Origin of the sequence: Chryseobacterium indoltheticum (assembly GCF_003815915.1) — a bacterium.
Classification (GTDB): Bacteria; Bacteroidota; Bacteroidia; order Flavobacteriales; family Weeksellaceae; genus Chryseobacterium; species Chryseobacterium indoltheticum.
This window is the reverse complement of sequence record NZ_CP033929.1, coordinates 449497-462209: the sequence shown is the minus strand read 5'-3', so window position 1 is coordinate 462209 and position 12713 is coordinate 449497. Positions and strand designations below refer to the sequence as shown.

The window sequence follows — 12713 nt, the reverse complement described above, 5'->3', positions numbered from 1 at the left end:
TTTATTTAATTAAGAAATTGAACTTATCCATATTCTTAAGTGCAATACCCGTTCCGCGAACAACAGCTCTCAAAGAATCTTCTGCCACGAAAACCGGAAGCCCTGTTTTCTTGTGTAATCTGTCTGCAAGACCTCTCAACAAAGCACCTCCACCAGCAAGATAAATACCTGTTTTGTAAATATCTGCTGCCAATTCCGGCGGCGTAAGCGAAAGAGTTTCCATTACAGAATCTTCAATTCTGATAATTGATTTATCCAAAGCACGAGCGATCTCTTTATATCCAACCATAATTTCTTTTGGCTTACCGGTAATAAGATCTCTACCCTGTACAGGAATATCGTCGATATCTACATCTAGATCTTCAACTGCAGAACCTACTTCAATTTTCACTCTTTCAGCAGTTCTTTCTCCGATGTATAAATTATGATGCGTTCTTAAGAAATAAGCAATATCGTTGGTAAATACGTCACCTGCAATTTTCACAGATTTATCACAAACAATACCTCCCAAAGCGACAACCGCAATTTCGGTAGTACCACCACCTATATCGATAATCATGTTACCTTCAGGTTTCTGTACATCAATACCAACCCCTATTGCAGCAGCCATTGGTTCATAAATCAAGCGTACTTCTTTTGCGTTTACTTTCTGAGCAGAATCTCTTACCGCTCTTTTTTCAACTTCTGTAATTCCGGAAGGAATACAAATCACAATTCTTAAAGCAGGCTGAATAAATCTCCCTTTGATACCCGGAATTTTTTTGATAAATTCTTTGATCATGTGCTCTGAAGCATGGAAATCTGCGATAACTCCGTCTTTTAACGGACGGATGGTTTTTATATCTTCATGCGTTTTACCCTGCATATGTTTCGCCTGTTCTCCAACAGCAATCGGCTTTCCCGTAGAACGTTCTATTGCAACAATAGAAGGCTGATCTATAACAATTTTATTATTATGGATGATAAGCGTGTTGGCAGTTCCAAGGTCTATCGCAATTTCTTGCGTAAACATATCGAATAAACTCATAATTTTCTCCTTGATTTAAGTTTACAAAGATATAAATTTCACAGTACTAACGATTACAAAGTTTTATATAATTTGGTTAAATTTTTATTAAAATTACACTTTTTTCTTAATCTATTGTTTCTGTAAGTTTTAGCAAAAGGTACAAAATCTTACATAATTAATTTATAGCTTTTTACGATAATTATCATACAAACAATCACAAAATCTTTAAGTAAAATTTCCTTAAATTTGCGACTGCTTATGATACAGTATTCCAATATACATCAGACGTCAAATTTTGCCGTATTATCCATCAGTTACGAAAAGGCAGATGTTGAAACCAGAGGTAAATTTGCATTTTTTGATGACAATATTAAAAACTTTGTTACCCGAATTCACGACGAAAATTTAGGGGACGCATTTGTGGTTTCCACATGCAACAGAACCGAAATTTATTCTACCTCACCCAATTATCTTTTAGTAGCCGAAGAATATTGCAAAACGATTGGTGTAAATCTTTCAGACTTTCTTCAATTTGCCAATATTGCAACTAAAGAAGAGGCCTTAAATCATTTATTCAGAGTGGCAGCCGGACTGGAAAGCCAAATCATCGGTGATTTTGAAATTATCGGGCAAATCAAAAAAGCGTACGCCCGTTTTAAAAAAGAAAGGCAAAACTCGAATCCTTTTTTAGAAAGATCGATTAATTCTGCAATTCAGATTTCTAAAAGAATAAAAAATGAAACCGGCATCTCCAACGGAGCCGCTTCTGTTTCTTATGCGGCGGTACATTATATTTTAAACAATCAGAAAAGAATTACTGAAAAAAACATTCTTCTTCTAGGAGTTGGTGAGATTGGTCAAAATACGGTTGAAAATTTAGTAAAACACGTTTACCAGCCTAAAATAAAAATTGCCAACCGAACTCAGGAAAAGGCAGCAAAAATTTCAGAGAAATACAATATTCCCAATATTGATTATAATGATTTTGAAAAGGAATTAGAAAACACCGACATTTTAATTGTTGCTACAGGAGCAAAAACCCCGATCATCAACAAGTCTCATTTAAAAAACGGAAAAGAAATTCTGATTATTGATCTTTCCATTCCTCATAATGTTGACAAAGATGTTTCCGAACTTGATAATGTTACTTTGATCGATGTTGATGAACTTTCAAAACAAATTCAGGAAACTATTCAACAAAGAGAAAAAGAGATCCCGAAAGCCGAGGTTATCATCAAAGAAATGACCAAAGATTTTCTGGAATGGGAAAAAAAGAGAAAACTGGCGCCTAATATTCATCATTTCAAAGCGGTGTTGAAAAACATGGAGCGTAACGAAATGCACAATTTTTACAGAAAAAATAAGTACATCAATATCAACGACATGGAGCTTTCTGAGAAGATGATTCAGAAAATAACCAACCGTTTTGCAAAATATATCATCGACAACCCTTTAAAAGCGGAGGAAATTAGTAAATTAATGCACGAAATTTTAGTCGAACAACCCAATAACGAATTCAATGAAAAGCATTAGAATAGGAACCAGAAATTCTGCACTTGCACTTTGGCAGGCTAGAGAAGTTGCAAGACATTTGCAAAACCTTAATTACCTTACCGAGATTGTCCCGATTGTTTCTTCAGGAGACAAAAACCTTAATCAACCTCTTTATTCTTTAGGAATTACAGGGGTTTTTACAAGAGATTTAGACATCGCATTGCTGAATGACGAAATTGATATTGCCGTGCATTCCCTAAAAGATGTACCCACAAAATTACCCGAAAATATAGAAATCGTCGCTTATCTTGAAAGAGACCATCCACAAGATGTTTTGATTAAAAGAAAATCGGCAATGGACAAAGAATTTCACGAGCTCAAATTAGCGACAAGCAGCTTGAGAAGAAGAGCTTTTTGGTCTAAAAATTATCCTGAAACAGAGTTTTTTGATATCAGAGGAAATATTCAGACCAGACTTCAGAAGCTGGAAGAGCAAGACTTTGATGCGACCATTTTATCTTTGGCCGGAATTAAAAGAATGAAAATGGATATCGATTACGAATTTCTACCATTCATGATTCCTGCGCCTTCGCAAGGTGTAGTTGCTGTAGCCGGACATTCGGATAAAAAAGAAATCAACGACATTTTGAAGCAGATCAGTCACAAACAGACTCAAATTTGTGTAGAAATTGAAAGAAATTTCCTGAGCACTCTTGAAGGCGGTTGTACTGCACCCATTGGAGCTTTTGCCGAAAAAATTGAAAACCAGATCAGATTCAAAGCTGCTCTTTGCTCGCTAGACGGCAAAAATTATATCGCAACCGACGAAAGTTTTGAATATAATGAAGAAGAAAATTTTGGTGAAAAATTTGCCAATATTGTTTTAGAAAACGGAGGTAAAGAATTGATGACTGAAATTAAAAGTCAGCTTTAAGGTTTTAGGCAAAATTAAGATTTTCTGAATCTTAACATTTCTTTATGCTTAAAGAATCTTCATGTTTAAAATTAATTTTTGAACTTTACAGGACTTGTTTTCAATTCCAAATTTTAAGTCAATGAAAAAATTCTTTTCAATATTCATCTTATTCCTTTTTGTCTTTTTTGGAAAAGCTCAAAATCAGTTTGCACAAAAATTGTCTGATGCAGCTTTAAGCTTAACGAAAGATAAAGTCACCTACGATCCTGCTTATTTTACGCTAAAATATCCCAATGGAGATGTTCCGGCGGACAAAGGCGTTTGTACTGACGTCGTAATCAGAGCGTACAGAAAACTGGGGATTGATCTTCAGAAGGAAGTGCATGAAGATATGAAACAGAATTTTTCAAAATATCCTAAAAACTGGGGTTTAAAAAGACCCGACACCAATATCGATCATCGAAGAGTTCCAAATCTGAGAGTTTTCTTTGCCAAATTTGGAAAATCTAAATCTATTGAAAACAAGCCTGAATTGTACGTTCCCGGAGATATTGTAACGTGGCTTCTTCCGGGGAATTTAACGCATATCGGAATTGTTGTCAACAAAAAATCGGCAGACGGAAAAAGATATTTAATTGTACATAACATCGGTGGCGGACAGGTCATTGAAGATTGTCTGTTTAAATTTACTATTACCGGACATTACCAATATTCAAAATAATTTATGATAAGGAAGGTCGTTTTCGCTCTGTTTTTATTTATTTTAAACTTGAGTTCAGCACAGAATTCAGGTTTAAAGATCATCAATAAGCCGATCAGTTATTCTGCGGAAAGAATTCAATTAAGCTTAGAATATTTAAAAGAACATCACGGTTTAAGTCAAAAAACGCCGACAATTGTTCCGAAGATGATTGTTTTGCATTACACAGCGGGCGGAACGGTAGAAAGCAACTACAAATATTTCAACAAAACCCATCTTGAAAGCGCAAGAAATACTTTAAAAAAGCAAAGTACACTCAATGTTTCTTCGCAGTTTATCATAGACCGAGACGGAACTATTTACCAATTAATGGAACCAACTCAATTTGCAAGACACACGATTGGTCTAAATTATTGCGCCATCGGAGTTGAAAATATTGGAAGCAAGAAACAACCGCTTACCGAAAAACAAATTGAAGCCAACGCAGAACTGGTAAGATATTTAACCAAAAAATATAAAATAGAATATCTTATTGGCCATTCAGAATACGGAATTTTCAGAAATTCTAAATTATGGAAAGAATCTGACCCCAAATATTTCACGGGAAAAGAAGATCCAGGAAAAGACTTTATGACCAAAGTACGAAAGCAAGTCGTCGATTTACATTTAAAAGATAAACCTTAATGAACATTTTATTTACCAAAAACATCGATCCAAAATATCTTTCAGAAAAACTGGGAAATAATATTTCGATCGACTGTGTTGAGGTAATAAAAACAAAACCGATTTTTGTAGAGCATTTTGACCTGAAAGACCGATCGCTTATTTTCACAAGTTTCAACGGGGTAAAATCTTTTTTCGAAAACAAGTTTCTGCCTAATGAAGATTTTACCGCAAAAAACTACAATAAGATCTATTGTGTAGGCGAAAAAACCAAAAGAGAGCTTCGCAAAAACGGATTCGGAACATTTAAGGTCTTAAAAAATGCCGAAACATTATCCCAATTCATTATCGAAAACTGCGCTCACGAAAAATTCATTCATTTTTGTGGAAATTTGGCGCTTGATGTTTTAGACAAAAAGCTTCCGCTACAGAATATTTCATATAAAAAAGTCACTGTTTACGAGACAGAAGCGCTTAATCCTGTGATACATGAAAAATATCATGCAATAGTTTTTTTTAGCCCGAGCGGAGTTCGTAGTTTTGCGAAAAATAATTCTTTAGAAAATACCATCCTTTTTTCAATAGGAGAAACGACCTCTAAAGAAGTAAGAAAGCATACAAAATCTGAGATTTTTACGAGTACAGAAAATACTTTATTAAACTTATTGTCGGTCATAAAAAATAGATTAGAAAAAGATATTTAATAATCTATCAACTAAAAGCCGTCAACTATCTATAATATTATGATTAAAAACGACCTATATTTAAAAGCACTTCGTGGCGAAACTGTAGAAAGACCACCAGTTTGGATGATGAGACAGGCAGGCCGATATTTACCCGAATTTATCGCACTTCGCGATAAGTACGATTTCTTCACAAGATGCCAGACTCCTGAATTAGCTTCTGAAATTACAGTTCAGCCCATCAGAAGATATCCTTTGGATGCAGCGATTTTGTTTTCGGATATTTTAGTTGTTCCTCAGGCAATGGGGATTGATTTTAAAATGAAGGAAAATGTAGGTCCGTGGTTGGATAATCCGATCAGAACGATGGAAGATGTGCAGAACGTGATCGTTCCTGATGTAAATGACACTTTAGGATATGTTTTTGATGCGATTGAATTGACTTTAATCAAACTAGACAACGATATTCCATTGATTGGTTTTGCAGGTTCTCCGTGGACGATTCTTTGCTATTGCGTGGAAGGAAAAGGAAGTAAGGCTTTTGATATTGCTAAATCTTTCTGTTTCCAACAACCGGAAGCTGCGCATTTGTTACTTCAGAAAATTACAGATACTACGATTGCTTATCTGAAAAGAAAAGTTGAAAAAGGAGTTTCTGCCGTTCAGGTTTTCGATTCTTGGGGCGGAATGCTTTCTCCGGAAGATTATCAAGAGTTTTCTTGGAAGTATATTAACCAAATCGTTGAAGCCTTAAGCCCATTAACTCATGTTGTGGTTTTCGGAAAAGGATGTTGGTTTGCTTTAGAAGAAATGACAATGGCTCCGGTTTCAGCTTTAGGAGTTGACTGGACAATCAAGCCTGAATTTGCAAGAACTTTAACGAATCATACAATGACTCTTCAGGGAAATTTTGACCCTGCAAGATTACATTCTACACCTGAAACGATCAAGAAAATGGTGAATGAAATGATCAATCGTTTTGGTAAAGACCGATATATTGCCAATTTAGGTCACGGAATTTTACCAAATATTCCTTTGGAAAATGCGGAAGCGTTTATCAGAGCTGTTGTAGATTGGAAGCCTAGTAATTACTCTCCCGCAGATTTTACAGATTGACACAGATTTTTCAATACGCTTGTCATTTCGGAGGAATCTAAATTTAGCTTTAAAAATTACGCAAATACATTGTCAAGATTCCTACGGAATGACAAACTTTATGTAATATTATTATAAATAAAATCCCTTTCAAAAATAACTTTGAAAGGGATTTTTCTATGAAGAAAAAAATTAGCTCTTGGTATTTCAATACATTCTAACTACAAAATTAACTCAAAGCATTTTATTAAAAGTAATTAAAAGAAAATTTGAGCAATCGCCAAAATCTATAATAAGCAACTTTATAGTTTAGTTAGTTTAGATACTGTAAAATATCTTTCTTTTCGAGTTTAAACTCTTTTTTGGATTCATTTTCGATAATCATAATCTTACTGTTGTCCATAATTTTTTTGATTTTACAGAAAGTTTCTTCATCGATTTTTGAGACATCAATATTATTTACTTTAATAATTTTGTCTGCTACATTTAATCCTGATAATTCAGGAATTTTAAGCTTATTTACAATAACCAATGTGCCGTCAACAGGAGCAAAAGCAATTCCGAAGCTATTATATTCGGAAGTTTTATCTGTTGTATTGAGAACGATTTTTTTGTTGATGAAGTCTAAATCGATGAGGTAATTTTCCATAAATCTTGTTCCGACCAAATTTCGGGAATCTGAACTTGTATCAACAATTTGATTACCTAAAATGTTATTATTAACCTCAGCTTCCATTACATCAAGCCATCTTTCACCTTTACTCACACTATTTAATGATTGTGATAAAAGCCCTTCAAAAGTCAGAAAACTACCGTCTTTTACTAATTGATAAGATTTTGAATCGAGTGTAAAACCTGAACCAGATCCCGTATCGAAAACCATATCTAAATTTTGCTTTCTTATATTGACATTAATTGTAGGGACATGAGTGAAGTTTTCTTCAGTAAAAGGAATTGATATTGACTGTGCCGAATTTTCAGTTATTTTATCTGAAATTGTGATGGTTTTAGTTCTAAAATCAATTCGCCAAACTTTACTATTCATCATATTGGCTCCAAAAACTCCACTGATTTTCATGCACGCCCGTGAAGCCATCCAATTAATATTCATAAATGAAAAGTTTACTTTATTAAACTTTATATCTGCAATTTTAAGTGCATCGGTTGAAAACATTTCATTTTTTGAACTCGAATTGTTAGCATCGATTCCTTCAAAAATCATGTTTTCTTTCTTTTCACTGAGTTGGCCCTTCAGCTCGTCAGACAAAATGGTGAATGCGCCTGTATCAAAGATGAAATTGTGTTTCTGATTCTTAATATCAACTTTAACGATTATTTTTCCATCAATATATTCAAAAGGAATGGAAGTTGCGCTAAAAAATAACGGAAACAGGAACAACGTACAAGTATAAAAAATTTTAAACTTCATCATAGTAAAAAATAAAGACTGCCTCAAAGAAACAGTCTGTTAATTATTAAGAAAGCATCCTTTGTGCTTTTTTCACACCTTCTACCAATAAATCAATTTCCTGAAATGTATTGTAAACGGCAAAGCTCGCTCTCACCGTTCCGGCGATATTAAAGAAATCCATAATCGGTTGCGTACAATGATGGCCGGTTCTTACGGCAACTCCCATTTTATCGAGAATCATCCCAACATCTGAGGAAATACCAATCCCTTCAAGATTAAAAGAAACTACGCCCGTTCTGTGCGCTTTTTCACCATATACTTTTAAACCTTCGACTTCCAAAAGCTGTCTTTGTGCATAATCCAGCAAAGCATTTTCATGATTCTGAATATTTTCCTGACCTACTTTTTTAATGAAATCAACGGCAGCTCCCAAAGCAATATTTCCTCCTACATTTGGTGTTCCGGCTTCATATTTAAAAGGTAAACCCGCATACGTTGTTGCATCAAACGAGCATACTGCAATCATTTCACCTCCGCCGTGGAAAGGCGGCAAATCTTCAAGAATTTCCTGTTTTCCATATAGAACTCCAGTTCCCATCGGAGCATACATTTTATGCCCTGAAAATACAAAGAAATCGCAGTCTAACTTTTGAACATCAATCGTAAAATGAGGAGCCGACTGGGCACCGTCTATGACAATATAAGCATCTGAATTGGCTCTTGTTTTAGCAATAATTTCTTCAACCGGATTTACAATTCCCAAAGCATTGGAAACCTGATTAACAGATACTACTTTTGTCTTTTCACTTAGAAATTCGTCTAAATAATCAAGTTGCAAAATTCCGTTTTCATCGATTGGGATTACGCGAAGTTTTGCGCCTGTTCTTTCACACAGCAATTGCCACGGAACGATATTCGAATGATGCTCGAGATATGAAATAATAATCTCGTCGTCTTTCTTTAATTTTTGAGTTAAAATATAAGCGATAAGATTTATTCCTTCGGTTGTACCTTTTGTGAAGATCACTTCAAAATCATTTTTGGCATTGATGAATTTCTGGATTTTTCTTCTTGAAAGCTCCATTTCTTCGGTTGCCAATTGGCTCAATGTATGGATTCCACGGTGTACATTAGCATTGAGTTCTTTATAATACTGATCCCAAACTTCAAGTACTGAATTGGGTTTCTGAGATGTAGCTGCATTATCTAAATAAACCAATGGCTTACCGTTCACTTCCTGATTTAATATAGAAAACTGACTTCTGATTTCCTGAATGTCAAACATTTATTACAATTTTTAAATTAAAAAGTTCTTTATTTAGAACACATCAAATTTACGATTTTTTATCTAAAAGTCTGCCAGATTAATAGAGTGATCGTTTTTATCTAAAACAAAAAAAACCTGCCAAAAAAATGACAGGTTAATTTATTTAGAGTAAGAAAATTCTTATTCTGCTGCTGCTTCTTCAGTTGCAGGAGCTTCTCCTCCTTCAGTTGCAACTTCTTCTTCATCGTCATCATCTGCCATAGCACCTCCTTTAGCTGCATTTCTAGACATTTTAACAGCTACAACAACTGCATTGTCAGGATGTACAAAAGAGTAACCTTCAGTTTTGATAGTACCAACATAAAGCTTGTTACCAATTTTAAGAGAAGTAATATCTACTACGATCTCATCTGGCAAGTTTGCAGGAATAGCTTTTACTTTCAATTTTCTGAAAGACTGACGTAAAACACCACCAGCTACAACACCTTTAGAACGACCAGTAATTCTTACAGGAACTTCCATAACAACTGGCTTATCGTCAGATAATCTGTAGAAGTCTGCGTGAATAATTCTGTCTGTAATTGGGTGGAACTGAATATCCTGAAGAACTGCAGGAATTACCTGTCCGTCAACTTCAATAGATACCGTGTGTGCTTCAGGAGTATATACCAAACCTTTGAATGCTTTCTCTGTAGCAGAGAAATTCAATGGCTCACCACCTCCGTAAACAACACAAGGAACTAATTCAGCATCACGTAAAGCTTTTGTCGACTTTTTGCCCACGCTTTCTCTTTTTGTACCTTGAATTGTAATTGATTTCATTTATAAAAAATTTAAAAATTTGTTTTGATTTAAATTGCAAAAAGCTAATTATCAACTAGATAACAAACTTACTGCTAATCGACTGGTGCTCGTGCACCATCTTCATAACATCAGCAAATAATGGGGCGCAAGATAGTACTTTTATTTTAGATGACAAGCCATTTTTTACAGGAATTGAGTCAGTTACAATTACTTCCAGCAATTGCGAGTTCTCAATATTGTCATAAGCCTTTCCTGAAAGTACTCCGTGAGTAGCCATTGCTCTTACAGATTTTGCTCCTTTTTCCATTAAGATATCTGCAGCTTTGCAAAGTGTTCCTGCTGTATCGATCATGTCATCAATAAGGATAACATTCTTACCTTCTACATCCCCGATAAGGAACATTTCTTCTACTACGTTTGCTTTTTTTCTTTCTTTATAAGCTATTACTACATCTGCACCAAGGTGACCTGCATAGTTTTTTGCTCTTTTTGCACCTCCCATATCCGGAGAAGCAATCGTAAGATTATCAAGCTTAAGATTTTTGATATAATCTACAAAGATGGTAGACGCATACAAATGATCTACAGGAATTTCGAAGAATCCTTGAATCTGATCTGCATGCAAATCCATTGTCATTACTCTAGTTGCACCTGCAGCAGTTAAAAGATTCGCCACCAATTTGGCACCGATTGGCGCTCTTGGCTTGTCTTTTCTGTCTTGTCTTGCAAGCCCGAAGTACGGTAGCACCACGGTAATACTTTTTGCAGAAGCTCTTTTTGCTGCATCAATCATTAGAAGCAATTCTAAAAGATTGTCTGCCGGCGGAAACGTAGATCCGATTAGGAAAACTCTTCCTCCTCTTACAGATTCGTCTAAAACAGGTTCAAATTCTCCGTCGCTGAACTCCTGAAAGTTGATTTTTCCTAATTCTTTCCCATAATACTGGGCAATTTTTTCTGCAAGATCTTTACTCGTTCTTGTAGAAAATAGATAACTTAACTGATCGGCCATTTTTACTTTTTAAAAGATTTTGCAAATTTAAAAAAAAACCACAAGAATCAATCCTGTGGTTTCTATTATTTATTTTTATCTCCGATTAAGGAAATGTAACTCCTGAGTATTTATTAGGATCTACCTGGGGTAAAGTAGAATTATACTTTTTATTAATTGACTTAATAAATTCATTCGCAACGACTGCATACCCTCTTCCTGTAAGGTGAACTCCATCTAAAGAGAAGGTACCACCAGTAACAAAAGTAGCTGTATATCTTACGCCATTCCAAGAAATTCCTGATTTAGAATTTAATTCAGTCATTTTTGCATTCATATCCACAAAAGCTAAACCATACGAATCTGCCATAGCTCTGATAGATGTATTGTAAGCTTTAACAGCAGTAGAAATATTTTTCACTTCATCTGTCGTTAATGAATACTGATCTCCTATTGGGAAACTTGCTCCGTAAATAAATACAGAAGATGGTGTAGCAGCTTGATTTGTTGTTGCATCCAAACCTAACAACGAACTTGAGGTAAGAAGCATTAATTCTCCAGGTTTTGCCTGACGTGCTCTTCCGAAAGCGTTTCCTATAAATGCTGCCTGAGATGCCGGAACCCCACCTGCAGTAAGTGCAGCGGTAAGCTGTGCCGAAAGATTAGCTAATTTGTTATCAATAATAAGCACCGGATTATTTCCTGCTACAACAGGATTAATTCTATCACCTTGTCCAAATGCAGTAAGCGCTGCTTTTAAAGGTCCATAAAGCTGAGTATTTAAAGACTGTGCCTTTGCTGCGTCTAAAGGTATAGCATTATAAGGAACTCTTGTAAAAAACGGGATATTGGTAACATCAGGAATATTTGCAATAATACCTTTTGTAGATCCTACACTTTTCAACCCATCAAGAACACCTTTTATAGAGCCTGCTACCACATTAGCATCCGAAATATCGTTTGATCTGTATGTAGCCGGATTGGTATTACCGTTCTGAACTGTTGCTGCAGTATATGTAGTAACTCCCCCTGTAGTTTGCGAGTTGGTTCCACCATTTGTTGCATACGACAACACGTCATTATTTCCAATCCAAAGAGAGAAAAAAGTTGGCTTTTGAACCATTGCATCTGCTAGAACACTTGTCGTTGCTGAAGAAGCAAATCTTACAAAGTAAGGATTTGCAGTTCCTGTAAGCAAGCCTGCAGCACTTCCGTAATTTGGAGCTACAAGATGGAAAGATTTTGCGCCCGGAACTCCCATATTATTATACGGTCTACCGGCAGCCACATTATCTAAAGCAGCAGCGGCAGGAGAAGCAACAGGAGCTAAAGCTCCATTAACCATTTTTAAAACGAGTTTTCCCGGAAAACCTGGTAAGTTTGTAAATCCTCCAACATTATTAGGCATCAATGGCTGTTTAAATGCTCCGCCACCTGCAAGTTTCATTTGCATTGCAAGCATACTAGGATAAGATTCGTTCTGACCATCACTGTAAAGTGTCCCATCTCTATAACCAGACGTAAGGGAATTTCCCAAGGCAACATAATTAGAGAAATCTGCTTCGCCTTTCGTTACAACGATGTCTTCTACATCAGTATCAAAATCTGTATTACAACTTACTGTAAAAAGAAGTGCCGAAACAGCTATTGTAGATATTATTATTTTTTTCATAATTTAAA

Annotated in this window: 12 protein-coding genes; 6 read left to right on the top strand and 6 right to left on the bottom strand. The window is 35.3% G+C overall.

Annotated elements, in window-relative coordinates; genetic code table 11:
* Position 1: 1 nt before the first annotated feature.
* Positions 2 to 1027: a rod shape-determining protein gene (locus EG358_RS02250; protein WP_115596396.1), complete on the bottom strand. Its 1026-nt coding sequence runs from the start codon at positions 1025 to 1027 to the stop codon at positions 2 to 4.
* A 240-nt stretch (positions 1028 to 1267) separates the two neighbouring features.
* Here EG358_RS02250 and hemA point away from each other — a divergent pair, with 240 nt between their 5' ends.
* The 6 genes from hemA (at position 1268) to hemE (ending at position 6581) form a co-directional block, all read left to right on the top strand.
* Complete coding sequence (hemA, locus tag EG358_RS02245; RefSeq protein WP_076561265.1) at positions 1268 to 2542, top strand: glutamyl-tRNA reductase; 1275 nt, start codon at positions 1268 to 1270, stop codon at positions 2540 to 2542.
* Complete coding sequence (gene hemC / locus EG358_RS02240) at positions 2529 to 3437, top strand: hydroxymethylbilane synthase (RefSeq protein WP_076561264.1); 909 nt, start codon at positions 2529 to 2531, stop codon at positions 3435 to 3437. The genes hemA and hemC overlap by 14 nt, the downstream gene beginning before the upstream one ends.
* A 121-nt stretch (positions 3438 to 3558) precedes the next feature.
* Positions 3559 to 4140, top strand: coding sequence for a DUF1287 domain-containing protein (locus EG358_RS02235; RefSeq protein WP_076561263.1), 582 nt, complete (start codon positions 3559 to 3561; stop codon positions 4138 to 4140).
* A gap of 3 nt (positions 4141 to 4143) precedes the next feature.
* Complete coding sequence (locus EG358_RS02230; protein WP_076561262.1) at positions 4144 to 4803, top strand: peptidoglycan recognition protein family protein; 660 nt, start codon at positions 4144 to 4146, stop codon at positions 4801 to 4803.
* Positions 4803 to 5486 (top strand): uroporphyrinogen-III synthase, encoded by a 684-nt coding sequence (locus EG358_RS02225; protein ID WP_076561261.1) that lies wholly within the window; start codon positions 4803 to 4805, stop codon positions 5484 to 5486. The genes EG358_RS02230 and EG358_RS02225 overlap by 1 nt, the downstream gene beginning before the upstream one ends.
* Before the next feature lie 39 nt (positions 5487 to 5525).
* On the top strand, positions 5526 to 6581 hold the full coding sequence (hemE, locus tag EG358_RS02220) for a uroporphyrinogen decarboxylase (RefSeq protein ID WP_076561260.1): 1056 nt from the start codon (positions 5526 to 5528) through the stop codon (positions 6579 to 6581).
* A 292-nt stretch (positions 6582 to 6873) separates the two neighbouring features.
* Here hemE and EG358_RS02215 read toward each other — a convergent pair whose 3' ends face one another.
* The 5 genes from EG358_RS02215 to EG358_RS02195 all read right to left on the bottom strand — a co-directional run bounded on the left by EG358_RS02215 (position 6874) and on the right by EG358_RS02195 (position 12705).
* Positions 6874 to 7992 (bottom strand): pepsin/retropepsin-like aspartic protease family protein, encoded by a 1119-nt coding sequence (locus EG358_RS02215; RefSeq protein ID WP_076561259.1) that lies wholly within the window; start codon positions 7990 to 7992, stop codon positions 6874 to 6876.
* A gap of 43 nt (positions 7993 to 8035) precedes the next feature.
* Complete coding sequence (locus EG358_RS02210) at positions 8036 to 9256, bottom strand: aminotransferase class V-fold PLP-dependent enzyme (RefSeq protein ID WP_076561258.1); 1221 nt, start codon at positions 9254 to 9256, stop codon at positions 8036 to 8038.
* 162 nt (positions 9257 to 9418) lie between these two features.
* Positions 9419 to 10060 carry a 50S ribosomal protein L25/general stress protein Ctc gene (locus tag EG358_RS02205; protein ID WP_076561257.1) on the bottom strand — a complete coding sequence of 214 codons (642 nt, stop codon included), beginning with the start codon at positions 10058 to 10060 and terminating at the stop codon, positions 9419 to 9421.
* 55 nt (positions 10061 to 10115) lie between these two features.
* Positions 10116 to 11054 (bottom strand): ribose-phosphate pyrophosphokinase, encoded by a 939-nt coding sequence (locus EG358_RS02200; RefSeq protein WP_076561256.1) that lies wholly within the window; start codon positions 11052 to 11054, stop codon positions 10116 to 10118.
* An 85-nt stretch (positions 11055 to 11139) separates the two neighbouring features.
* Positions 11140 to 12705 (bottom strand): SGNH/GDSL hydrolase family protein, encoded by a 1566-nt coding sequence (locus tag EG358_RS02195; RefSeq protein ID WP_076561255.1) that lies wholly within the window; start codon positions 12703 to 12705, stop codon positions 11140 to 11142.
* Positions 12706 to 12713: the final 8 nt, after the last annotated feature.